This window comes from Sphingobium sp. TomTYG74, from assembly GCF_055393875.1.
The window spans coordinates 2,429,522-2,451,636 of sequence record NZ_AP027341.1 but is presented as its reverse complement, the minus strand read 5'-3'; the positions used below and the strand labels follow the sequence as shown (position 1 = coordinate 2,451,636).

Sequence of the window (22,115 nt, the reverse complement as noted above, 5' to 3'; positions counted from 1 at the left end):
CCAAATAACAATCACCCCGTCCGGGTTGGATGCCGACCCCTCCTCGGGACCAGCGACGGGGGACCAGGACCATGAGCCTTTCCGGTTCACCGGAGGGCCATGCGGTATCCCTTGTGTCGTTTGAGCTTCCGGCCTCCCGGAACGCCCGATACCCTGCGACCCTTGCGGGAAGCAGGGACTTGCCGACTTAAGCCAGCTTGATTTCCACGTTCACGCCGGCAGCCAAGTCCAGCTTCATCAGCGCGTCGACCGTCTGCGGCGTCGGCTGCACAATGTCAAGCATACGCTTGTAGGTGCGGACCTCGAACTGCTCGCGCGACTTCTTGTCGATGTGCGGACCACGGTTGACCGTGAACTTTTCGATGCGCGTCGGAAGGGGAATCGGACCGCGAATAAGGGCGCCGGTGCGGCGGGCGGTGTCGGCGATGTCGCCGGTCGCCTGATCGAGCACGCGATGATCGAACGCCTTGAGGCGAATGCGGATGTTGCTGTCCATAGTTCCTGTACCGATGCGAAAGAGCCAAAACTCAGAGCATTTTCAGAAATCAGCTGGAGCAGCCGATGACTTGTGAAAATGCACCAACAAAAAATATCCGCCCCGTTTCTTGCCCTTCTAGCTCAATCGAGCCGGAGAAAGGCGATCCGGGGCGGTAGAAATTCCGAGCGGCGCGAATCAGGCGATTCGCGCCGCTGCGATCCTATATTACTTCGAGATCGTGCCGACAACCCCGGCGCCGACGGTGCGGCCGCCTTCACGGATGGCGAAGCGCAGACCCGAGTCCATCGCAATCGGTGCGATGAGCTTAATGTTCAGCTTCACGTTGTCGCCGGGCATGACCATCTCGGTGCCCTCGGGGAGGATCACTTCGCCGGTCACGTCGGTGGTGCGGAAGTAGAACTGCGGGCGATAGTTCGCGAAGAACGGGGTGTGACGGCCGCCTTCTTCCTTCGACAGCACGTAGACTTCGGCGTCGAACTCGGTGTGCGGCGTAACCGAACCGGGCTTCGCCAGAACCTGACCACGCTCAACGTCTTCACGGCCAACGCCACGAACCAGCGCACCGATGTTGTCGCCAGCTTCACCCTGATCGAGCAGCTTGCGGAACATTTCGACGCCCGTAACGGTGGTCTTGCGGGTGTCGCGGATGCCGACGATTTCGACTTCTTCGCCAACCTTGACGATGCCGGTTTCGACGCGGCCGGTCACCACGGTGCCGCGACCCGAGATCGAGAACACGTCTTCGATCGGCATCAGGAACGGCTTGTCAACCGGACGCTCCGGCTGCGGGATGAACGAGTCAACAGCGGCCATCAGCTTCAGAACGGCTTCGCGGCCGATTTCGTCGTTCGAACCGTCCAGCGCCTTCACGGCCGAGCCGGGGATGACGGGGATGTTGTCGCCGTCGAAGTCATAGGACGACAGCAGCTCGCGGATTTCCAGCTCGACCAGCTCGAGGATTTCCGGATCGTCAACCAGATCGACCTTGTTCATGAACACGACCAGCTGGGGAACGCCGACCTGCTTGGCGAGCAGGATGTGCTCACGGGTCTGCGGCATCGGGCCGTCGGTGGCCGAAACGACGAGGATGGCGCCGTCCATCTGGGCCGCACCGGTGATCATGTTCTTGACGTAGTCAGCGTGACCCGGGCAATCGACGTGCGCGTAGTGGCGGGCTTCGGTCTCATACTCAACGTGAGCCGTCGAGATGGTGATGCCGCGCTCGCGCTCTTCGGGAGCCTTGTCGATGTTGGCATAGTCAACGAAGGTTGCGCCGCCGGTTTCGGCGAGAACCTTGGTGATCGCCGCGGTCAGCGAGGTCTTGCCATGGTCGACGTGACCGATGGTGCCGATGTTGCAGTGCGGCTTGTTCCGCTCAAACTTAGCCTTAGCCATTTTTTCCTACCTTCTAATCAAATCAGCTTTGGTCTGACCGCTCGGCCGCGCCTCGCGAAGGCGCGTCCATAGCAGCAAATTCACAGATTACCAGCCCCTAACCGAGCCGTTTGCACGGCCCGGCCAAGGAAAATCATCAGGCCATCTTCGCCTTGACTTCGTCCGCCACATTCTGCGGCACTTCGTCATAATGGGAGAAGATCATCGAGTAGTTCGCGCGGCCCTGGGTGAAGGAACGCAGCGAGTTCACATAGCCGAACATGTTGGCCAGCGGCACCATGGCTTCGACCACCTGGGCATTGCCGCGCGTGTCGGTGCCCTGGATCTGGCCGCGACGGCTGTTCATGTCGCCGATGACGTCGCCCAGATATTCTTCCGGAGTGACGACCTCGACCTTCATGACCGGCTCGAGCAGGGTGATGCCCGACTTCTGCGCCGCTTCGCGCATTGCGCCACGGGCACAGATTTCGAACGCCAGAGCCGACGAGTCGACGTCATGGTAGGCGCCGTCATAGAGCACGATGTCGAAGTCGATGATCGGGAAGCCGATCAGCGAACCGGTCGCAGCCGTCTCGCGGAAGCCCTTTTCGATCGCGGGGATATACTCCTTGGGAATATTGCCGCCCTTGATCTCGTCCTTGAACTGGATGCCCGCTCCGCGCTCGCCCGGCGTCAGCTTCACCTTGACGCGGCCGAACTGGCCGGTGCCGCCCGACTGCTTCTTATGGGTGTAGTCGATGTCGACGGGCTTCTTCAGATATTCGCGGTAGGCCACCTGCGGCGCACCGACATTCGCCTCGACCTTGAATTCGCGCTTCATGCGATCGACAAGGATTTCGAGGTGAAGTTCACCCATGCCCTTGATGATTGTCTGGCCCGATTCGTGATCGGTCGTGACGCGGAAGGACGGATCCTCGGCAGCCAGGCGGTTGAGCGCGACGCCCATCTTTTCCTGGTCGGCCTTGGTCTTGGGTTCGACCGACAGTTCGATAACCGGCTCGGGGAATTCCATCCGCTCCAGAATGATCGGCTGGCGCTCGGCGCACAGCGTATCACCGGTGGTGGTTTCCTTCATGCCCGCCAGCGCCACGATGTCGCCGGCATAAGCCGCATCAATGTCTTCACGGCTGTTGGCATGCATCAGCAGCATGCGGCCGATCTTTTCCTTCTTGTCCTTGACCGAGTTCAAGTAGGTGCCCTTGGTGAGCGTACCCGAATAAACGCGCAGGAAGGTCAGCGAACCGACGAAAGGATCGTTCATGATCTTGAACGCCAGGCCCGAGAAGGGCGCATCGTCTGACGTAGCGCGGCTGTCGGGCTCTTCGCTGTCGGGGTTGATGCCCTGAACGTCCTCGATGTCGAGCGGCGAAGGCAGATAATCCACGACCGCGTCGAGCAGCGGCTGAACGCCCTTGTTCTTGAACGCCGAACCGCACAGCACCGGCACGAAGGCCTGACCCAGCGTACCCTTGCGGATCAGCTTCTTGAGCGTCGCGGTGTCAGGCAGGTTGCCTTCCAGATAGGCTTCCATCGCCTCGTCGTCCTGTTCGACGGCGAGTTCGATCAGCTTTTCGCGATATTCGGCGGCCTTGTCGGCCATGTCGGCCGGAATCTCTTCATAGGTGAACTCGGCACCCAGATTCTCATCCTTCCAGATGATGGCGCGGTTCTCGACCAGATCGACCAGGCCCTTGAAGTCCGATTCTGCGCCGATGGGGAGATACAGGACAGCCGGGGTCGCGCCAAGGCGATCGATGATCGTCTGCACGCAATAATAGAAATTGGCGCCGGTGCGGTCGAGCTTGTTGATGAAGCACATGCGCGGCACGCGATACTTGTCGGCCTGGCGCCACACGGTTTCCGACTGCGGTTCAACGCCAGCAACGCCGTCGAATGCAGCGACCGCACCGTCGAGCACGCGCAGCGAACGTTCGACTTCAATGGTGAAGTCGACGTGACCGGGGGTGTCGATGATGTTCAGGCGATGCTCGGGACCCTTGCCCTCTTCCGCCTTCCACACGCAGGTCGTCGCAGCCGACGTGATGGTGATGCCACGCTCCTGCTCCTGCTCCATCCAGTCCATGGTGGCGGCGCCGTCATGGACTTCGCCGATCTTGTAGGACTTGCCGGTGTAATAAAGGATACGCTCGGTCGTCGTGGTCTTGCCGGCGTCGATATGCGCCATGATACCGAAATTGCGATAGCGTTCGAGCGGATGGCTGCGGGCCATGATGCTTCTCCGTTGCCGGTGCGCCGGCGGTAAGTGAAAGAGTCTTGCGGCTGGCCCCTAAACCAATCCGTCCGCCATGGGTAGCCCCACGGCGAACGGACCGATATTCAAAAACCAGAAATGATGAAGCGGGCACGAGAGCGCCCGCCTCATGCTTACCAGCGGTAGTGCGAGAAGGCGCGGTTCGCTTCCGCCATGCGGTGCGTGTCTTCGCGCTTCTTGACGGCATTGCCGCGGTTGTTGGCGGCGTCCAGCAGTTCACCCGACAGACGGGCGGCCATGGTGGTTTCGCTGCGGTTGCGCGAAGCCGTGATCAGCCAACGGATCGCCAGCGCCTGGGCGCGCTCGGGGCGCACTTCGACGGGAACCTGGTAGGTCGCACCGCCGACGCGGCGGCTGCGGACTTCGATGCCGGGCTTCACATTGTTCAGCGCATCATGGAACATGCCGATCGGGTCCTTCTTGGACTTCGCTTCGACAGTCTCGAGTGCACCGTAAACGATAGACTCGGCGACGGCCTTCTTGCCGTCCTGCATGATGCTGTTCATGAACTTCGACAGCACGATATCACCGAACTTGGGATCGGGCAGGATAACGCGCTTTTCGGGGCGACGACGACGTGACATATTCTAGTCTCCCTTACTTCGGACGCTTCGCGCCGTACTTCGAACGGCTCTGCTTACGGTCCTTGACGCCCTGGGTATCCAGAACGCCGCGCAGCACGTGATAGCGCACACCGGGAAGGTCGCGTACGCGGCCGCCACGGATCAGCACAACGCTGTGCTCCTGAAGGTTGTGGCCTTCACCCGGAATGTAGGTGATGACTTCGCGCTGGTTGACCAGACGCACCTTCGCCACCTTACGGAGAGCCGAGTTCGGCTTCTTCGGGGTCGTCGTGTAAACACGGGTGCAAACGCCGCGCTTTTGCGGGTTCGCTTCCATTGCAGGGACCTTCGACTTGGTCTTCTGCAGTTCGCGGCCCTTGCGGACCAGCTGGTTGATTGTTGGCATGAAGCCCTTCACCTTTTCAGTTACTTTACCGCAAGCATTCCCGCGTTCTTCACGGCCTGAAAAGAATGACCTTTCAAACAGCAAAGGCCCCGACGGGAGTACCCGTCTGGAGCCGCAAGAGCACCGGCAATGTTCAGCTCTATGTCGCCTGGCATGTCACCGACCAGAAAGACCGAATCTTTCCAGGTGGATCGCCGCTGGGCAGGCGCGCCTATAGCGAGGCACGGTAATCCGGTCAAGAACGGCGGCACGCCACCTTGTTTCGGCTTCGTTCCAAGATGGTGAACCCTTCATTAGGAGATTGATAACCGACCGTATTCTATTGATTTCCAGTGGCGCCACCGGGAGCGCCGACGTGGATTGGCCGTGACCCATCTTTCTCTCTTTTCAGGTGAGTTTCTCAGCCGGACACAGGAAGCCGCTTTTCAAGCAGAGCGCCTCACCGAGTCGCGTCGGCACGCCCGTATAGTCTTCATCTGCTCGGCCATACTGAACGCGCTTTTCCTGCTGAGTGATTGGCGCTTTTTCGGCACGCCTCATTTCTGGATCGCAGTACCCGCGCGCGTCATTGTGGTGCTATGGTCACTTGGATGCCTGTATTTCAGCCGGAAGCTGAACTCCTTCCAGAAGGTCGAGCGGCTCTGCTTCGCCTGGCAGATCGTAACCACAATCGGCGTGGCGTTCCTGGTCAGTTCCCGCAGTGATATCGCGATTTTCGTGCTCGTCATGCTGCCGCTGATCTTTTACCTGGGCGTGCCTACCAGCTTCCGGGGCAATTTCGGCGGCGGGCTCGGATGTGGAGTCGCGCTGCTCATCGGCTATCTGGCGCCTGCGCCCTTATCCCCCACCGCCCCCGGCATGATCATGGCCGTGCTGATCCTTCATTGCGGCATGTGGATCACGATCATGCGAACCAACCGCCTCCAGCGTCTGGAGTGGATGGCGAGCCAGGCGGCCGGTGCGGCGCGAGCCGCGTTGGCGCGCAACAGCGAAACACTGGAGCGCATGTTCATGAGCGTACCCATCCCGCTGCTGGTCACGCGTCAGGACGGCGCAGTAATCCGCTTCAACACTGCTGCTGCTCAGGCCTTCGGATCAGACGGCGACATTTCGCGCGTTCACCTGCTTGGCGAGGGCTCCGCCGCGCAAGCGAGCCTGCAGGACCAGATCGCAAGCGGAGATGCGCTCAACAATCAGGAATGCCGGATCGTCGGAAAAGATGAGGTGGTCCACGATGTGTTGCTCGCGACGCGCCCGATTCAGATAGACGACGAAGACTGCATCCTTTCCAGTATCGTCGACATCACAGACCGCAAGGATGCGGAGCGGCATCTCGCCCACCTGGCGATGACGGATGCGCTGACAGGCTCGGCAAATCGCTCGCATTTCATGGCGACGCTGGCGCAGGCGGCAAGTGCGACAAGCCATGCGGGCGGACAGATGGCCGTTGTGCTGATCGACGTCGATGAGTTCAAACGCATCAACGACAGTGCCGGGCATGCGGTCGGCGATGCGCTCCTTTGCGCTGTAGCCGAACGCCTGCGGCGCGCAGTGCGGCCGGGAGATTTGGTTGCGCGCATGGGAGGCGATGAATTTGCCGTGCTGTTGACGCGTCTACGCAATGGACCCGATCTGGAAGCAATCCTGGCGCGCATGATGGCTCAACTTCATCAGCCACTCGCCTACGGCCATCGTGACGTCGATTGCCGCGTGAGCATGGGCGTCGCACTTTTCCCGGAACATGCCGGGGACATTGCGGACCTTATAAAATTCGCGGACATCGCCCTGTATGAAGCGAAAAATGGCGGACGAGGTCGCGCGTGCCTGTTCGAACCCTCGCTGCTCGAACGCTGGCAGCAGGAAGCCCGAATGCTGGATCGCGCACGGCACGCCTTGGTGCATGCCCCACCCGTCCCATGGTATCAGCCCAAGATCGATCTATCGACAGGCGCCATCATCGGCTTCGAGGCGTTGCTGAGATGCGTTCGTACTGACGGCTCGGTGATCATGCCGTCCGAAGTTGCCGCAGCGTTCGAACATTCCGAGCTAGGCCGGACAATCAATGAACGGATGCTGGATCAGATTCTGGCCGACTGTCGACGCTGGCAGGATCAGGGACTGGATTTCGGTCATGTCGCCATCAATGTGCCAGGGGTTGAGCTTCACGATGGCAGCTTCCCTGATCGATTGCTCTCCCGCCTCGCCACGACGGGTGTATCCACTTCAAGGATCGAATTGGAGGTGACGGAGTCGGTTTTTCTTGGCCGGAATGCGGAGGTCGTGGAACGCAGTCTTCATCAATTGAGTACAGCGGGCCTGTCCATCGCGCTGGATGATTTCGGCACCGGCTATGCGTCGCTCTCGCATCTGAAGCAGTTTCCAATAGATATCATAAAGATAGATCAGCGCTTCGTCCGGGACCTGGAAACCGATCCGGATGACGCCGCCATTGTGCGAACGCTGCTGAACCTTGCCTACAGCCTTGGCATTCGAACGGTCGCCGAGGGCGTCGAGAACGTCCATCAGGTTGATTATCTGCGTGCGGGTGGGTGCCATTATGCACAGGGCTTTCATTTCGGCGCAGCCGTCCCGGCTAGCGAAGTTCCCGCTTTGCTGGGGTGGCATGTCGAAGCCCGTCCCACCGAGGCATAATTTTTACTTTTCGTCAGGAACCAGAACGGTCGAAGCACGTTTCGCCCCGATCTGATTTCGACTCGTCACGAGTCCGCGTTGGCGGATTCGCGTGCCGCCCTTCCCTTTGCTAACGGCCCGATTCTCTAAGAATTGAGCACGGGGTCGTCATTGTTGCAGCGGTTTAGGTTAGGCATTTTCAGCCTATGGGCGAGGATTGCCGCTTTGTGCCCGGAGCGGCAATTCATCTTCCAGTCTGGCGGAAAGCGGCAGCGTGTCCGCATCTCAAGCCGCGCCCAGGTATCGACCGCTCTCTTATCCGCAGCGCTGCTGATCGGTGCGGCTACGCTGGCTTTTTCGCTTTCGTGGAATCGGTCTGAAATGGAGAGGGAAAGCGCCGCAATTGATGCGAAGGCCAGGGCGTTAGCTGATGCCGCTGGCAAAGCGGAAAGCTACAGGAAATCCGTTGAACAACGTGCGCGCGACCTGGAAGCGCGGCAAGATTTCATGGATGATCTCTACCGCGCTCATTTTGGCGAGGATGCTTCCCAAACCAGTGGGGAACTGACAGGCCCGTCCGCACAAGCTTCGGCGCAAGGCGAGGCCGATGCATCAAAGGCGCGCATCAGCGCCGCGCAAGACATTCGCCCTCTGGGGGCGATTGACGCGAGACAGCGCCGGTTCGCGGAGCTCCTTACTCATGCGGTCAAGCGCCGGGCAGACGAAACGGCGCATGCAATTCGCCGCCTGGGTCTTAATCCCGACCTATTGGCGCGTGCCGCTCCCCGTGCGCAAGGCGGTCCCTTCGTGCCTTGGCGTGATGCGCAGAGGCCGATGCCCCAGGAATTTGAGCGTCTTGCTGATGCTCTTTCCCGGATGGAATCCTTGGAGACCAGCCTGAAGACCATTCCATCAGGCCTCCCAACGATGGCACCGATGCAATCCAGTTCCTATGGCTATCGCCGCGATCCGTTCAACGGTCATGCCGCATTCCATGCGGGTATCGACTTTCCCGGCCGCCACGGCGAACCCATATTGGCCGCCGCGACAGGCAGGGTCAGCTTCGTTGGCCAGCGAAGCGGCTATGGCAATGTGGTGGAGATCACCCATGGGAACGGCTTGATGACGCGATATGCCCATCTGTCGGGTTTCAATGCCCGTATTGGCCAACAGGTGATCCGCGGACATCAGATCGCGCGCATGGGCTCAACCGGCCGTTCAACGGGTGACCATCTTCATTTCGAAGTGCGCCTGAAGGGGGAGCCCGTCAATCCACGACCTTTCCTGGAAGCCGCTCGAAACGTCCAGCAAGTCGCCGCTGCTCGGAACGCTGGCATCCGAAACCGCAGCTGAATCTCCGCCACTTCGACGGCCGATACTCGGGGGGGCTCAAGGGTGAGGCTAACCGAAACCTTCCGGATCAGTTGACTGGAGCCCGCCGCCTGTAGCTGAGCGCTTCAGCCACATGTACGCGGCCGACCTGTTCCGCGCCCGAGAGGTCGGCGATCGTCCGGGCTACGCGCAATACCCGGGTATAGCCCCGGGCAGAGAGCTTCATCGCCGCCGCCGCCTGCGCCAGCAGTTCCCGCCCAGCAGCATCAGGACCGGCAACTTCCTCAAGCCGCTCTCCATCGACTTCCGCATTGGTTCGCACGCGGGTTCCGGCATAGCGCTGCGTCTGGCGGTCGCGCGCGGCCGCCACCCTGCCCGCCACCTCCACCGAACCTTCAGTGGGGGGAGGCAGAACGAGATCTGCCGCCGTTACCGCCTGAACCTCGACATGCAGATCGATACGGTCAAGCAGTGGCCCCGAAACCTTCGCCTGATAATCTGCCGCACAGCGCGGCGCGCGTGAGCAGGCAAGGGCCGGATCAGCAAGATGGCCGCAGCGGCAGGGATTCATGGCGGCAACCAGCTGCACCCGCGCCGGAAAGGTCACATGAACGTTAGCTCGAGCGACCGTAACTTCGCCCGTTTCCAGCGGCTGGCGCAGAGAATCCAGTACTGTGCGCTGAAACTCGGGCAGCTCGTCGAGGAAGAGCACACCCAGATGCGCCATGCTGACCTCACCCGGCCGCACCTTGTGCCCTCCGCCGACCAGCGCCGCCATCGATGCGCTGTGATGGGGATTGCGAAACGGCCGCGCCCGGCTGATGCGGCCGCCTTCCAGGGAACCTGCAACGCTCGCTACCATCGACGTTTCCAGCGCTTCGGCCGGAGTGAGTTGCGGCAGGATACCCGGCAGGCAACTTGCCATCAGCGACTTGCCTGCGCCCGGTGGTCCCACCATCAACAGGTTGTGGCCTCCGGCTGCGGCGATCTCCAGCGCACGCTTAGCAGTTTCCTGCCCCTTCACCTGGCGCAGATCTGCCGTGCGATGCGGAACCTCCACGACGCCCGGCTGTGGCGGGGAAAGCGCGGCATTGCCTTTGAAGTGGTTGAGCAAACTCAGAAGGTCCGGGGCGGCGATGACCTCCACCTGGCCCGCCCAGGCTGCTTCCGGTCCCTGAGCGACCGGGCAGATGAGGCCCAACTCTTTTTCGCCAGCATGTAATGCGGCGAGCAGCACGCCGGGGGTGGAAGCGATGCGGCCATCAAGCCCCAATTCTCCCACGACGACATAGCCAGACAGCGTCTCCGCATCGATCACCCCCATGGCGCCGAGCAGCGCAAGGGCAATGGGGAGATCGAAATGCGATCCTTCCTTGGGGAGGTCCGCAGGTGAAAGATTTATCGTGATACGCTTGGGCGGAAGGGACAGGCCGATCGCGGCGATGGCATTGCGCACCCGCTCGCGGCTTTCCGCCACCGCCTTGTCCGGCAAGCCGACGAGGATGAAGTTCGGAAGGCCCGGAACGAGTTGGCACTGCACCTCCACGCTGCGCGCGTCCAGCCCGAGATAGGCGACCGTCGATACCGTCGAAACCAATGTGCCCCCATTTTTCTGAAAAACGCTGCGCGTGGCTGCGTCAGCCCTGTTCGTCGGGCCGTCCCTTGAAACCCTGCGCCACGACATACCATTCCACGCTGCCTTTGCGGCTGGCGGGCGGCTTCGCGTGCTTGATCGTCGTAAAATGCTTCTTCAACACCGCAAGCAGATCAGCATCAGTCCCGCCCGCGAACACCTTGGCCACGAACGTTCCGCCTTTGCGGAGATTTTCTACTGCAAACCAGGCCGCTGCCTCGACCAACGCCATGGTGCGCAGGTGATCGGTCTGCGGATGGCCAACAGTGTTCGCGGCCATGTCGGAAATCACAAGATCAGGCGCATCGCCCAGAGCTTCGGCGAGAGCAGCGGGCGCCTTGTCATCCATGAAATCCATCTGGAACAGCGTGACGCCCGGGATTGGGTCGGTCGGCAGCAAATCTATGCCCACGACCTTCGCCTTGGGCGAGAGCTTGCGCACCACCTGCGCCCAGCCACCGGGCGCGACGCCCAGATCGACGACGGCGCGTGAACCCTTCACGAAATGGAACTTCTCATCCAGTTCGATCAGCTTGAAGGCGGCTCGACTTCTCCACCCCTCCGCCTTTGCCTTGCGAACATAGGGGTCGTTCAGCTGACGCTCCAACCAGCGGGTCGATTGCGCCGTCCGCCCTTTTGCCGATTTGACCCGAACCTTGCCGGCGCCCGCACCTCTCACATCATTGCTCCATCGCGATCCATAAGGCCGCGCAATATACCCTCGCGAATGCCGCGATCAGCCACGCCCAACCGCTCGGCGGGCCAGATGTCCAGGATAGATTCCAGGATGGCGCATCCGGCCACTACCAGATCGGCTCGCTCAGAACCAATACATGGTAATTTCTGCCGTTCGGCCAACGACATGGTGGATAGCCTGCCTGAAATCGACCGCATCGATGTCGAGGGCACAATCAGCCCATCGATCGCTTGCCGATCGTAGCGCGGCAGATTGAGATGCACGCTGGCGAGTGTCGTCACCGTGCCCGATGTACCCAGCAAACGTATCGAGGAAGTTTGTCGCGGCAAGCGGCGGGCGAGTGGCGCAAAAGCATCCGCCACCCGCGACCGCATTCGGCCGTAGGCAGCCAGACGCTCATTCTGATCGGCATGATCGAACAACTCGCTTTCGGTAAGCGACACCACACCCCATGGCGCGCTGACCCAATCGACGATGTGCGGCGCACCCGCCCGATTTGCATCGACCAGCACCAGTTCGGTCGATCCGCCGCCGATGTCGAAGATCAATGCAGGGCCATCGCCTGGCTCCAGCAGCGCGTGACAGCCCATGACGGCAAGCCGCGCCTCTTCCTGCGCACTGATGATGTCGAGAGCGATCCCCGTCTCCCGATAGACGCGCTGGATGAATTCCGCGCCATTAACAGCACGGCGGCATGCTTCGGTCGCGACAGACCGTGCCAATGTCACGTGCCTTCGCCGCAGCTTGTCAGCGCATACGGAAAGCGCGGCAATCGCTCGGTCGATCGCGGCGTCACTGATCCGTCCGGTCGCAGCCAGGCCTTCACCCAATCGCACGATACGAGAAAAGGCATCGACGACGATGAAGCCGTCAGCCGATGGTTTGGCGATCAGCAGTCGGCAATTGTTGGTGCCCAGATCTATCGCAGCATAAGACCGCCTGCCACGCGGCGGATGAGGCAATGAGCCCCGCTGCTTCGACGGGGGAGGTATGGCCGCAGCCGTGCTCCCATTACCCTGACCGGAGCGGGCAGCTTTGCCCGAAACACCCCCGGCGGGACCGGAACTCTGCGGCGATGGGCGGCTTTGCTGCACCATGGCCGGATCACTTCTCTTCTTCGCCGACACCGACAGGTGGCGGAACTTGATGCCAAACTATGCGGATGCCGCGCAAAGCGCAAGACGGCGCCAGAAAAGCCAATGACATAGTGCGCTGGCGAGCGCCGCACCTGTCAAAGCGGGAGCAAGGCCGCCACGATCCAGCGCTCTTCTGCCCGCAACACGCCCCAGGCGCGGGCTGCGGCACGGCTGTCCATCACTTCCACGCCGATGCCCATATTTTCGAGTTCGCGAACGAAAACCCGGGGCGGCTGACGCAAACCTCGCCCGGTGCCAAGCAAGAGAAATTCGGGCTGGGGGTCGATCGTCAGAAGATCACCCAAAGAGGCAAGCGTTAGCTGCTCAGGAGAAGGCGCATCACTCCACCTCGATGCGCGGACCGGGGTGAGCAACAGCCCTTCAGGGAAGACGTCATCCCTGACGCGAAAGCCTCTTCCCGAAAAGCCGGTTACGATCGGCCCCTGCCCCGTCTCATCACGGCGCAATTCGATACCAGTGCGCCTGTCGGTCAGGGCCGCGCCCCGTCATCACGCGGGCCCATACGCTCTGCCTGGGCGGCGATGTTCGACTTGCTCGCTTTCCGGTCTGCGACCTGCGGCGAGAGCCCCAACGTGATCAACAGTGACGACGAAACATATACCGACGAATAGGTGCCGACGATGATGCCCAACATCATGGCCGCGGTGAAGCCACGCAGCACATGGCCGCCGAACAGCAACAGAGCGCCCAGTGCGAGCATGATCGTGACCGAGGTCATCACGGTTCGAGGCAGCGTTTCGTTGACCGAAAGGTCGATGAGCGCCTTCATATCCATCTTGCGATATTTCCGCATATTTTCGCGGATACGGTCGTCGATCACCATCTTGTCATTGATCGAGTAGCCGACAATCGTGAGAACGGCAGCGACGATGTTCAGGTCGAATTCCAGCTGGGTAATCGCAAAGAAACCAAGCGTCATCAACACGTCGTGCATGATCGCGACAAAGGTGGAAACGCCGAACTGCCATTCATAGCGGAACCAGGAGAAGATCGCGATACCGATCACCGCCAGCATCACCGCCAGCACGCCATTCTGGATCAATTCGCCCGACACCTTGCCCGACACAGTGTCATAGCGGGAGAAGGTAACACCGGGAAATTCAGCGGTGAGCGCCTTGCGCGCCTTTTCCACGATGGCATTGGCCGCGCCTGCTCCGCCCTCTTCGGGTAGCGGCAGACGGATTTGCACGGTTTTGGGATCGCCGAACTGTTGCAGCGATCCGTCGCCTACTCCGAGCCCGTCAATCGTCGTGCGAACCCGATCGAGCTGCGCCGGTTGCTGGAACCGGGCCTCTATCATCAGGCCGCCGACGAAATCGACGCCAAGGTTGAGCCCACGATGGATCGTCGCGCCCACGGCGAGCACGGTCAGCAGCGCGGTAAGGGCGAACGCCCAATGGCGCAGCTTCACGAAGCCGATGTTGGTATTGTCGGGGACGAGCTTAAGAAGTTTCATGGGTTTTCTCCCGGCCCCTTAAATGTGGATTTCGGTCGGGCGCTTGGCACGAAGCCAGCGAGACGCGAGCAGGCGGGTGAAGGTCACGGCGGTGAACACGCTGGTCGCGATGCCGATCAATAGCACGATAGCGAAGCCCTTGACCGGGCCGGAGCCAAGCGCGAGCATGATGCCGCCAGCAATGGCGTGAGTCACGTTCGCTTCGAAAATCGTCCGGCTCGCTTCCTTGTAACCGAACTCGATCGCCTGGACCACGCCGCGCCCGCGTCGCCGTTCTTCGCGGATACGCTCATAAATAAGGACGTTGGCATCGACGGCCGTGCCAATGGTCAGGACGAAGCCCGCGATCCCCGGAAGCGTCAGCGTCGCCCCCAACATCCCCATGACGCCAAGGATGACGAGCACGTTGATGGCGACCGCCAGGTTCGCATACATGCCAAAGCGGCCGTAGCTGGCGAACATGAAGATGGCGACCGCCGCTACCGCGATCACTGAAGCCAGCAATCCGGCGCGGATTGAATCGGCGCCGAGCTGTGGGCCAACGGTGCGCTCTTCCACTACGGTCAGGGCGACTGGCAGCTTGCCCGATCGCAGGGCGATGGCGAGCTGGTTGGCGCTTTCAACGGTGAAATTGCCGCTGATCTGGGCGGAGCCACCGAGGATCGGTTCATTGATGTTGGGTGCCGACAGGACTTGGCCGTCCAGGATGATGGCAAAGGGCCGGTTGACATTCTGGGACGTCACCTGGCCGAACTTGCGCCCGCCTGACCCATTGAAGCGGATGTTGACGATCGCCTGGTTGCTCTGGTCGTAGCCCTGCGTCGCGTCGGTCAGGTCTTCGCCGGACACCATGACCTGGCGCTTGACCGCGATCGCCGGAACGCCGGATGGGTTGCCCGGATAAGGAAGCACTTCGCTGCCGACCGGCGCGCGGCCCTGAGCAACTTCCGACGGATTGGCACTGGTATCGACCAGCTTGAATTCCAGCTTGGCGGTCTGGCCGAGCAGGTCCTTCAATGCCTTCGGATTCTGGAGGCCGGGCACCTGCACGACGATGCGATTGCCGCCCTGCTGCTGGATGGTCGGCTCGCGCGTGCCCATTTCGTCAATGCGCTTGCGGATGACTTCGGTTGCCACCTCCATCGCGCTCTTGACCGCATTGTCGATCCCCGCCTCGGTCGGCGTGATCACGATCGTCGAACTGTTGACTACCTCGACATTGAAGTCGCGCTGCCCCGTGAGGCCCGCGCCCTGTGTAAGCGGACGGATGCGTTCCACCGCAGCATCGACCTGCGAGGGATCGCGGACCATGAAGCTCAGCTTCCCGTCGCGGCTGGAAATGTCCCCGACCGAGATGCGCGGGCTGCCGCGCCGAAGCTCGGTGCGGACCTGCTCCTCCATGTTGGCTAGACGCTGCTTCGCCACGTCCTGCGTCGATGCTTCGAGCAGAAGATGGCTACCACCGGAAAGGTCAAGGCCAAGATTCACTCGGGTCTGCAAGAATCCGGGCAGCCGCTGCACTGCGGAGTCCGGCAGGAAGCTGGGGATGGCGCAGGTGATGCCGATCAACAAAGGCAGCAGGATCGCTGCGATAGTCCAGCGCGAGAAGTTCAGCATCGGCCGATCAGTCGTTCGCAGGCTTGGCGGTCGCCGGATCGATGACATCGGTGAGCGTCGATTTGACCGCCTTCACCTTCATGCCCGGTGCGAGTTCGACATCGACGTAGAACTCGTCGACGCGGGCTACCTTGCCAACGAGTCCCCCGCCAGTCACGACCTGATCGCCCTTCTTGACGGCGCCGATCTTCGCCTTGTGTTCCTTCATCCGCTTCTGCTGGGGACGGATCAGGAGGAAGTAGAAAACCACGAAGATGAGGACGAGCGGTGCCATCTGCACCAGCATGGAGGCACCGGACGACTGTTCGCCCGCGGTCTGGGCAAAGGCTGGGGTAATGAACATGGTGGGACTTTCGCCTTATCTCTTGTCCAGCCGCAGACAGGCAAATGCCTGCGGATCAAAGGCGCGCGGCTAACACAGATCGGGACAGGGAGGCAACATGATTAGGGAAGGAAGAAAGCGGCAAAAAGCGCGCGCCGAAACGCTTGCATGTTCTGAAACATGCTTCTATGTGCCGCCGCTCCGGTCGGGACGTAGCGCAGCCTGGTAGCGCATCACACTGGGGGTGTGGGGGTCGGAGGTTCGAATCCTCTCGTCCCGACCAAATTCATGAAGGAAATGGCGAAAAGAACGCGTTTTTGCGGGCTCGCCTTTCCTTCCCCGGCAAATCCTATTTTTCCTATTTTTGCGCCAGACGCGAAATTTTGCTGTCCTACAGCTAACCAAATGGGATAAATGCCCTGCCTCATTCGACGAAGGAGGCGGCTTCATGGATATTTCGGCAATTATTGACGAGGTGATCGCGCGCGAAGGTGGCTATGGCCATCATCCGGCGGATCGCGGCGGACCCACGAATTTCGGGATCACGCAGGCCGTCGCGCGGGCCAATGGCTATGCTGGCGACATGCGGAAATTGCCTCGGACGCTGGCCGAGACGATCTACCGAAGGCTTTATTGGGAACGGCCGGGCTATGCCTTTGTCGCGGAGGTCGCGCCGGACGTCGCCGCCGAATTGTTCGACAGCGCGGTGAATATGGGGCCGGGCACCGCCACCGGGTTCCTGCAACGTGCGCTCAACGCGCTTAATCGCAATCAGAAGGACTATCCCGACCTGAAGGTCGACCGCACGATCGGCGCGAAGACGTTGGCGGCGCTGCGCGCGTTCATGGCGCTGCGCGGGAAGGCAGGGGAGAAGGTGCTGCTAAAGGCGATCGAGGCCCTGCAAGGGGAGCGTTATCTGGCGCTGGCGGAGAGCAGACCCGCCAACGAGGCCTTCCTCTACGGCTGGTTGGCGAACCGTGTTGGTTAGAGATAGGACGGCAACGGGCAACCGGAGGCGGCGCGCCGATCGCTGGACGCTGTGGGCGCGGCCAGCCTTTCTTTACGTCATGTACGCCCTGCTGCTGTGGTCGGTGCCGGTGGGGCTGATCGGGGGTATGTGGCCGGAGGGCGCGGCGGCGATCGTCCGGGCGATGCGGGGCTATTTCGAGGCGCTGCCCGAGCCGCTCTATGCGCTGTTTGGCACGGGGTATCTTGGATATACGGCGGCGCGGACATGGGGGAAGGTTAAGGGCGTCGAGCGGTAGGAGGGGATTGCGCTTCGAGGATTTCGATCACCTTGTTGGTTTTTTCCTCCACAAGGTTGGACAGAACCATGCCCGCGAGAAGCATGGTGAGCAGGAATATCAGGACTTGCGCGGCCCGGCCCGTCAACAGTCGCGATTGCGCCTCGGCGCCCGCGCTGGCCGTAACAAGCTGTTTCTCGATGCGTACATGGGGTAGCTGTTCGCCAGCAACAGCCGCGCTTGCGAGCAGGCTGATGTCGCCTTCCAGCATGGCGAGATCGTCGGCTTTGCCGGTGAGCACAGGATGGGTGATCGTGCCCGACACGATGGCGATGAAGCGGGCGTCGGGCCGCATGAGCAAGGCGCGCGGCGCTCCCTTGGGCGCGCGTTGCAGGCGAGGGAGGTTGTCCGCCCCCAATCGGGCGGCAAGAATGTCATGGGCACGTTCCATGCGCACCACATCCTCCTTCGCCATGGCGATGCCGACGGTGGGGCGCAGGCTTTCAGTCGTGATCTTTTCACCCAGACCGCCAAACGCCATGACGATCACGACCGGGAACAAGGGTCCGAGCAGGAACAGGATGAAGGTCTTTGAAAAGATCACAGCAGAAAAATCGCGCCGGGCGATAACCAGAGCCGCGCGCAGAACTTCGCTCATCACGCGGGCTCCTCTTCCGCATCCTGCATCTGCTGGGCAGCGGCGGCACCCGCGATGGAGACGAATGCGTCATGCAGGCCGGGCCGTTCGATCGAGAGGCTTTCGATACCCGCCTGCCCGTCGAGCAAAGCCCGGAGCAGCGGCTCGATCCCCTCATCCGGCAGATCAAAATGCCATGCGCCATCGGCCGCCAGCGTTTCAGCAGGCAAGGCACGGCGCCAGCTGCCATCACTTGCGCGGGTCCGCAGGCGAACCTGCGGGCGCAGCTTGTCGCGCGCCTCACCCACTGATCCTTCGAACCTGATGCGGCCGCCCGCGACGATGGCGATGCGTTCACAGAGGCGTTCGGCATGCGCGATGACGTGGGTGGAAAAGAGGATGGTGACGCCCCGCCGTGCCTGATCGCGGATCAGTAGCTCCAGCTTGCCCTGGTTGATGGCGTCAAGTCCGGAGAAAGGTTCGTCGAGAACGATCAGCCGGGGTTCGTGGATGATCGTGCCGAATAGCTGGACGGTCTGCGCCATGCCCTTGGACAGTTGACGGATCGGCTTGTCGATCGAGCTGCCCATGCCATGTTCGGCCAGCATCTCTCGTGCGCGCTGACGCCCTGTTTTCAGCGGCAGCCCGCGTAGCGCGCCCATGAACGCGATCGCTTCCGCCGCCTTCATCGAGGGATAGAGGCCGCGCTCCTCGGGCAGATAGCCGATGGCCCGCGCCTGACGAAGCGGGACGTCATCCCCCAGCAATCGGCGAGAGCCTTCGTCGGGATCGATGATGCCGAGCAGCGTGCGGAGCAAGGTCGTCTTGCCCGCTCCGTTAGGCCCGAGAATCCCGTAAATGGAGCCAGTGGGAACGGCGAGGTCGATGCCATCGACTGCCCGGAATTTGCCGAATGTCTTGACAAGAGCATGGCCTTCGACGGCATAGGCCGAAGGGGGAGCCGGATTGTTACGGATCATCCACTCCTGATAGTCGCACAGCATGCCAACGCAAACCGAAACCTTGGAACAGCGCCTGAAGGCGCAGGCGCAGCGGCTGGGCTTTGCCGCATGCGCGATCGCGCGCGCGGACGCCGCGCCCGAAGCCGGGCGACGGCTGCGCCAATGGCTGGACGATGGCTGCCATGGCGAGATGCTATGGATGGAGGAGCGCGCGGAGCAGCGCGGCTCGCCAAACGCGCTGTGGCCCGAAGTACGCAGCGTCATCATGCTGGGGATGAGCTATGCTCCGGGCCGCGACCCGCTGGCGCTGGCGGGGGAAGGGACACGTGGACGCATTTCCGTCTACGCACAGGGGCGCGACTATCATGACGTCGTGAAAAAAGGACTGAAGAGCCTCGCTCGCTGGCTGGTCGAGGAGCAGGCGAGCGCGCTTAAGGTCTTCGTGGACACCGCGCCGGTGATGGAAAAGCCGCTGGCGATGGCGGCCGGTCTGGGCTGGCAGGGGAAGCACAGCAATCTCGTCAGCCGGGCGCATGGCAGCTGGCTGTTCCTGGGCGCGATCTATAGCGAGCTGGACCTGGAACCCGACCTGCCCGAAGTGGATCATTGCGGCAGTTGTATTGCCTGCCAGTCGGCCTGTCCCACTGACGCTTTTCCTGCCCCCTATGTCGTGGATGCGCGGCGGTGCATCTCTTACCTTACCATCGAACATAAGGGGCCGATCCCGCCAGAGTTTCGCGAGAAGATCGGCAATCGCATCTACGGCTGTGACGATTGTCTGGCGGTGTGTCCGTGGAACAAGTTCGCTGATGCGGCAGCGGCAAATCGGGCATTTGTGGGGCGGGCGGAACTGGCTGCGCCTGAAATTGGCGACCTGCTGGCTTTGGATGATGCGGGGTTTCGGGAGGTTTTCTCAGGGTCGCCGATCAAGCGGATCGGGCGCAACCGGATGGTCCGCAACGCGGCGATAGCGGCAGGGAATAGCGGGAACCCCGGCCTGCTGGCGCGATTGCACCCATTGCTGAGCGATGACGATCCTGTCGTGGCGGAAGCGGCGGCGTGGGCCGTGGACCGGCTATCTGCGTCGTGACCTACCGCCCCAGCGCTGAAGCGCAGGCACCCGGATCCGTATCGACCCCTGCGGGGGTGCGGGCGTCAACATGGGTGACGACAGGCTCCTTGCCGCGAGCCGGTGCATAAAGATAGGCGTCCAGGACGCAGCGCCCGTTAGCGAACTGGAGCTTACGCATGGTGCTTTCCCGGATATCAAGCCGAGGCGTACCTAATTGCTGGACAAGGTGGCGCGCGTCCATTCCCATGAGCGGACCCGATTTCATGAAGGCGCTGGCGGGCGGACCAACTGGAGACGAGCGCATCGGCGCAGGCGGCACAATCGACCCGCCGCAAGCTGCCAGTGGCAGCGCAAGCAAGACCGAAAGGATATGTTGGGGGGCTTTCATCGTGACTTGTTCCGGACGCCATGCAGCATGTGCACCGCCATAGCCGCGCTCCAAACGGGCGCAAGCAAGTTGATGAAGGGGACGAGGAACATAAGCGCCGAGACGAGGCCCATGAGCCACCGGCCGAGGCGGGGGATCGGCAAAAGCCCCGGATGCCGCTGTTCCACCATATCGCTGAGGTCGCGACCGAGGAGATAGGCGTTAAGCGCCAGGAAGAGCAGGACCGCGCCGACGCCGGTGACCAGAAGAAGGAGGTAGACTGGCAGCGCCAGTATGTTCCAGCCCGCCGTGCGGGCGGCCGAAGCGAGGGCAAGCCGCAAGCTGGGCGCGAAGCCCAGAGGCCGCGCGGCGGCTGCGGCGGCGGGATAGCTGTCCCGTTCGACCGCAGCCACGATGTCGTCGGCGAACAGGTTCATGACTGCCATGGCGATGGTCCGGAAGAGTAGCCATGCAAGCGCGGCGAGGCTCATAGCCGTCATGGCAGCTTCCGCCAGGCCGCCACCGCCCCAGCCGAAATATGCGCGTATTGCGTGGACTGCTGTCCAAAGACCCAATCCGGCCAGCGCGAAAATCAGCAGCGTCAACATGAGCGTCTTGGCCAACAGGCGCAGAGCAGCCCGATGGAAAATGACGGGAAAGGCACGAAGGGCGGCGGCGATCACCATGAGGCACGCTATTCCGCGCTCTGCACGCATGGTCAATCTGCAACGTTGCACGCAGCAGCACGGCTCGATAGACACGGCGCGATTTTGAGCCTCTGAGTAAGGATATCGCGTGACCGCTGCTGCTGCTCCCTCGCTAGATGTTGTCGCGATCGGCAATGCCATTGTCGACGTGCTTGCCCCTAGCGATGACGCATTCCTTGCCGAACATGCGCTGACCAAGGGCGGCATGCAGCTAATCGACGCGGAGACGGCCGAGGCGCTCTATGCCGATATGGGCGCGGGCAAGGAGGTCAGCGGCGGATCAGCGGCGAACACGCTGGCTGGCCTCGCGGCACTGGGCAAGCGCTGCGCCTTCATCGGGCAGGTGCGCGACGACCAGTTGGGCGATGTGTTCACCCATGATGTGCGCGCCCTCGGTATCCGCTATGACACGCCAGCGGTGGGGGGCGAGGTGCCCACCGCGCGCTGCCTGATCCTGGTGACGCCGGACGCTCAACGCACGATGAACACCTTTCTGGGCGCATCGCAGTTTCTGCCGGAATCAGCGCTTGATCTCGACCTGATCCGTTCGGCGTCGATCCTCTATCTGGAAGGCTATTTGTGGGATCCTGAACAGCCGCGTGCTGCCATGCGCGCCGCGATCGATGCCGCGAAAGGGGCGGGCCGCAAGGTTGCCTTCACGCTGTCAGATGGCTTCGTCATTGATCGGCATCGGGATGATTTCGTGCAACTCATCGACCAAGGGTTGATCGACATACTCTTTTCCAACGAGCATGAAATTCAGTCGCTGGCGCAGATCGATGACTTTGACAAAGCCGTCGCGTCATTCGCCGGACGCGTGCCAGTGCTGATATCGACGCGCAGCGAAAAGGGCGCGATCGCTGTGGTGGACGGCGTTCGCTATGAGGTGCCCGCAGCGCCTGTTGCACAGGTGATCGACACCACGGGTGCGGGCGACCTGTTCGCCGCGGGATTCCTTGCCGGTCATATCGAGGAACTGGACGTGCATCATTGCCTCGAACTGGGCGCAGCAGCCGCAGCCGAAGTGATTTCCCATTGGGGCGCGCGGCCCGAGCAGGACCTGAAGCTGATCCGGGCGAGGCTGGGGCGGTAAGACGGCGGAACGCTCCCCCACGTCGACCGGGGAAATCCAAGCCGCCTAAGCTT

At 61.8% G+C, this 22,115-nt stretch carries 22 protein-coding genes and 1 tRNA gene; 7 read left to right on the top strand and 16 right to left on the bottom strand.

What is annotated here, in order from left to right:
* Positions 1 to 187: 187 nt before the first annotated feature.
* From rpsJ to rpsL, 5 genes are all read right to left on the bottom strand, one after another.
* Complete coding sequence (gene rpsJ, locus ACZ5TB_RS12385) at positions 188 to 496, bottom strand: 30S ribosomal protein S10 (protein ID WP_007686587.1); 309 nt, start codon at positions 494 to 496, stop codon at positions 188 to 190.
* A 207-nt stretch (positions 497 to 703) separates the two neighbouring features.
* Positions 704 to 1,894, bottom strand: coding sequence for an elongation factor Tu (gene tuf, locus ACZ5TB_RS12380; RefSeq protein WP_464778684.1), 1,191 nt, complete (start codon positions 1,892 to 1,894; stop codon positions 704 to 706).
* Between the two features lie 136 nt (positions 1,895 to 2,030).
* Positions 2,031 to 4,124 carry an elongation factor G gene (fusA, locus tag ACZ5TB_RS12375; RefSeq protein WP_464778683.1) on the bottom strand — a complete coding sequence of 698 codons (2,094 nt, stop codon included), beginning with the start codon at positions 4,122 to 4,124 and terminating at the stop codon, positions 2,031 to 2,033.
* A 155-nt stretch (positions 4,125 to 4,279) separates the two neighbouring features.
* Positions 4,280 to 4,750, bottom strand: coding sequence for a 30S ribosomal protein S7 (rpsG, locus tag ACZ5TB_RS12370; protein WP_013847768.1), 471 nt, complete (start codon positions 4,748 to 4,750; stop codon positions 4,280 to 4,282).
* A gap of 13 nt (positions 4,751 to 4,763) precedes the next feature.
* Positions 4,764 to 5,135 (bottom strand): 30S ribosomal protein S12, encoded by a 372-nt coding sequence (rpsL, locus tag ACZ5TB_RS12365; protein ID WP_007686591.1) that lies wholly within the window; start codon positions 5,133 to 5,135, stop codon positions 4,764 to 4,766.
* A 366-nt stretch (positions 5,136 to 5,501) separates the two neighbouring features.
* Between rpsL and ACZ5TB_RS12360 the strand changes: the two genes are divergently transcribed.
* Positions 5,502 to 7,787, top strand: coding sequence for a putative bifunctional diguanylate cyclase/phosphodiesterase (locus tag ACZ5TB_RS12360; RefSeq protein WP_464791443.1), 2,286 nt, complete (start codon positions 5,502 to 5,504; stop codon positions 7,785 to 7,787).
* Positions 7,788 to 8,702: 915 nt separating this feature from the next.
* On the top strand, positions 8,703 to 9,119 hold the full coding sequence (locus tag ACZ5TB_RS12355; RefSeq protein WP_464791442.1) for a M23 family metallopeptidase: 417 nt from the start codon (positions 8,703 to 8,705) through the stop codon (positions 9,117 to 9,119).
* Between the two features lie 67 nt (positions 9,120 to 9,186).
* Here the strand turns inward: ACZ5TB_RS12355 and ACZ5TB_RS12350 are convergent, their stop codons facing one another.
* The 7 genes from ACZ5TB_RS12350 to yajC form a co-directional block, all read right to left on the bottom strand.
* Positions 9,187 to 10,695: a YifB family Mg chelatase-like AAA ATPase gene (locus ACZ5TB_RS12350; protein ID WP_464791441.1), complete on the bottom strand. Its 1,509-nt coding sequence runs from the start codon at positions 10,693 to 10,695 to the stop codon at positions 9,187 to 9,189.
* 40 nt (positions 10,696 to 10,735) lie between these two features.
* Positions 10,736 to 11,410 carry an RlmE family RNA methyltransferase gene (locus ACZ5TB_RS12345; protein ID WP_460987190.1) on the bottom strand — a complete coding sequence of 225 codons (675 nt, stop codon included), beginning with the start codon at positions 11,408 to 11,410 and terminating at the stop codon, positions 10,736 to 10,738.
* Positions 11,407 to 12,525 (bottom strand): Ppx/GppA phosphatase family protein, encoded by a 1,119-nt coding sequence (locus ACZ5TB_RS12340; protein ID WP_196225081.1) that lies wholly within the window; start codon positions 12,523 to 12,525, stop codon positions 11,407 to 11,409. The genes ACZ5TB_RS12345 and ACZ5TB_RS12340 overlap by 4 nt, the downstream gene beginning before the upstream one ends.
* A gap of 134 nt (positions 12,526 to 12,659) precedes the next feature.
* Complete coding sequence (locus tag ACZ5TB_RS12335) at positions 12,660 to 13,001, bottom strand: MTH938/NDUFAF3 family protein (protein WP_464792555.1); 342 nt, start codon at positions 12,999 to 13,001, stop codon at positions 12,660 to 12,662.
* A 53-nt stretch (positions 13,002 to 13,054) separates the two neighbouring features.
* Positions 13,055 to 14,041 (bottom strand): protein translocase subunit SecF, encoded by a 987-nt coding sequence (gene secF / locus ACZ5TB_RS12330; RefSeq protein WP_464778677.1) that lies wholly within the window; start codon positions 14,039 to 14,041, stop codon positions 13,055 to 13,057.
* Positions 14,042 to 14,059: 18 nt separating this feature from the next.
* Positions 14,060 to 15,658, bottom strand: a complete 1,599-nt coding sequence (secD, locus tag ACZ5TB_RS12325) for a protein translocase subunit SecD (protein WP_464792554.1) — start codon at positions 15,656 to 15,658, stop codon at positions 14,060 to 14,062.
* A 7-nt stretch (positions 15,659 to 15,665) separates the two neighbouring features.
* Entirely contained in the window at positions 15,666 to 16,001 is a 336-nt protein-coding gene (yajC, locus tag ACZ5TB_RS12320) for a preprotein translocase subunit YajC (RefSeq protein ID WP_464778675.1), read from the bottom strand.
* A 185-nt stretch (positions 16,002 to 16,186) separates the two neighbouring features.
* Here yajC and ACZ5TB_RS12315 point away from each other — a divergent pair.
* The 3 genes from ACZ5TB_RS12315 to ACZ5TB_RS12305 all read left to right on the top strand — a co-directional run bounded on the left by ACZ5TB_RS12315 (position 16,187) and on the right by ACZ5TB_RS12305 (position 17,245).
* Positions 16,187 to 16,263: transfer RNA gene (locus ACZ5TB_RS12315), tRNA-Pro, on the top strand.
* A 165-nt stretch (positions 16,264 to 16,428) separates the two neighbouring features.
* Entirely contained in the window at positions 16,429 to 16,968 is a 540-nt protein-coding gene (locus ACZ5TB_RS12310; RefSeq protein WP_464791440.1) for a glycoside hydrolase family 108 protein, read from the top strand.
* The gene (locus ACZ5TB_RS12305; protein WP_464791439.1) at positions 16,961 to 17,245 is read left to right on the top strand and encodes a 3TM-type holin; all 285 of its coding nucleotides are present in this window, start codon (positions 16,961 to 16,963) and stop codon (positions 17,243 to 17,245) included. The genes ACZ5TB_RS12310 and ACZ5TB_RS12305 overlap by 8 nt, the downstream gene beginning before the upstream one ends.
* On the opposite strand, the gene ACZ5TB_RS12300 is transcribed toward ACZ5TB_RS12305, so the two are convergent.
* Together ACZ5TB_RS12300 and ACZ5TB_RS12295 are read right to left on the bottom strand one after the other, a co-directional pair.
* Positions 17,226 to 17,882 (bottom strand): ABC transporter permease family protein, encoded by a 657-nt coding sequence (locus tag ACZ5TB_RS12300; RefSeq protein ID WP_464791438.1) that lies wholly within the window; start codon positions 17,880 to 17,882, stop codon positions 17,226 to 17,228. The genes ACZ5TB_RS12305 and ACZ5TB_RS12300 overlap by 20 nt on opposite strands.
* Positions 17,882 to 18,841, bottom strand: coding sequence for an ABC transporter ATP-binding protein (locus tag ACZ5TB_RS12295; RefSeq protein WP_464792553.1), 960 nt, complete (start codon positions 18,839 to 18,841; stop codon positions 17,882 to 17,884). Before ACZ5TB_RS12295 ends, ACZ5TB_RS12300 begins: the two co-directional genes overlap by 1 nt.
* Before the next feature lie 22 nt (positions 18,842 to 18,863).
* Here ACZ5TB_RS12295 and queG point away from each other — a divergent pair, with 22 nt between their 5' ends.
* Entirely contained in the window at positions 18,864 to 19,913 is a 1,050-nt protein-coding gene (gene queG, locus ACZ5TB_RS12290) for a tRNA epoxyqueuosine(34) reductase QueG (protein WP_464791437.1), read from the top strand.
* A 1-nt stretch (position 19,914) separates the two neighbouring features.
* Here queG and ACZ5TB_RS12285 read toward each other — a convergent pair whose 3' ends face one another.
* Both ACZ5TB_RS12285 and ACZ5TB_RS12280 read right to left on the bottom strand, forming a co-directional pair.
* Positions 19,915 to 20,073 (bottom strand): hypothetical protein, encoded by a 159-nt coding sequence (locus ACZ5TB_RS12285; protein ID WP_464791436.1) that lies wholly within the window; start codon positions 20,071 to 20,073, stop codon positions 19,915 to 19,917.
* A gap of 206 nt (positions 20,074 to 20,279) precedes the next feature.
* Positions 20,280 to 20,948, bottom strand: coding sequence for an EI24 domain-containing protein (locus tag ACZ5TB_RS12280; protein WP_464791435.1), 669 nt, complete (start codon positions 20,946 to 20,948; stop codon positions 20,280 to 20,282).
* Positions 20,949 to 21,057: 109 nt separating this feature from the next.
* Here ACZ5TB_RS12280 and ACZ5TB_RS12275 point away from each other — a divergent pair, with 109 nt between their 5' ends.
* Positions 21,058 to 22,062 (top strand): adenosine kinase, encoded by a 1,005-nt coding sequence (locus tag ACZ5TB_RS12275; RefSeq protein WP_464791434.1) that lies wholly within the window; start codon positions 21,058 to 21,060, stop codon positions 22,060 to 22,062.
* Positions 22,063 to 22,115 lie beyond the last annotated feature (53 nt).

Bases quoted from the DNA above. Each gene is read 5' to 3' on its own strand.
- rpsL (WP_007686591.1), bottom strand. From the start codon at position 5,135: ATGCCAACAATCAACCAGCTGGTCCGCAAGGGCCGCGAACTGCAGAAG.
- secF (WP_464778677.1), bottom strand. From the start codon at position 14,041: ATGAAACTTCTTAAGCTCGTCCCCGACAATACCAACATCGGCTTCGTG.
- yajC (WP_464778675.1), bottom strand. From the start codon at position 16,001: ATGTTCATTACCCCAGCCTTTGCCCAGACCGCGGGCGAACAGTCGTCC.
- ACZ5TB_RS12355 (WP_464791442.1), top strand. From the start codon at position 8,703: ATGCAATCCAGTTCCTATGGCTATCGCCGCGATCCGTTCAACGGTCAT.
- fusA (WP_464778683.1), bottom strand. From the start codon at position 4,124: ATGGCCCGCAGCCATCCGCTCGAACGCTATCGCAATTTCGGTATCATG.
- secD (WP_464792554.1), bottom strand. From the start codon at position 15,658: ATGCTGAACTTCTCGCGCTGGACTATCGCAGCGATCCTGCTGCCTTTG.
- ACZ5TB_RS12295 (WP_464792553.1), bottom strand. From the start codon at position 18,841: ATGATCCGTAACAATCCGGCTCCCCCTTCGGCCTATGCCGTCGAAGGC.
- rpsJ (WP_007686587.1), bottom strand. From the start codon at position 496: ATGGACAGCAACATCCGCATTCGCCTCAAGGCGTTCGATCATCGCGTG.
- ACZ5TB_RS12285 (WP_464791436.1), bottom strand. From the start codon at position 20,073: ATGCGTAAGCTCCAGTTCGCTAACGGGCGCTGCGTCCTGGACGCCTAT.
- ACZ5TB_RS12300 (WP_464791438.1), bottom strand. From the start codon at position 17,882: ATGAGCGAAGTTCTGCGCGCGGCTCTGGTTATCGCCCGGCGCGATTTT.
- ACZ5TB_RS12310 (WP_464791440.1), top strand. From the start codon at position 16,429: ATGGATATTTCGGCAATTATTGACGAGGTGATCGCGCGCGAAGGTGGC.
- tuf (WP_464778684.1), bottom strand. From the start codon at position 1,894: ATGGCTAAGGCTAAGTTTGAGCGGAACAAGCCGCACTGCAACATCGGC.
- ACZ5TB_RS12280 (WP_464791435.1), bottom strand. From the start codon at position 20,948: ATGGTGATCGCCGCCGCCCTTCGTGCCTTTCCCGTCATTTTCCATCGG.
- rpsG (WP_013847768.1), bottom strand. From the start codon at position 4,750: ATGTCACGTCGTCGTCGCCCCGAAAAGCGCGTTATCCTGCCCGATCCC.
- queG (WP_464791437.1), top strand. From the start codon at position 18,864: ATGCCAACGCAAACCGAAACCTTGGAACAGCGCCTGAAGGCGCAGGCG.
- ACZ5TB_RS12340 (WP_196225081.1), bottom strand. From the start codon at position 12,525: ATGGTGCAGCAAAGCCGCCCATCGCCGCAGAGTTCCGGTCCCGCCGGG.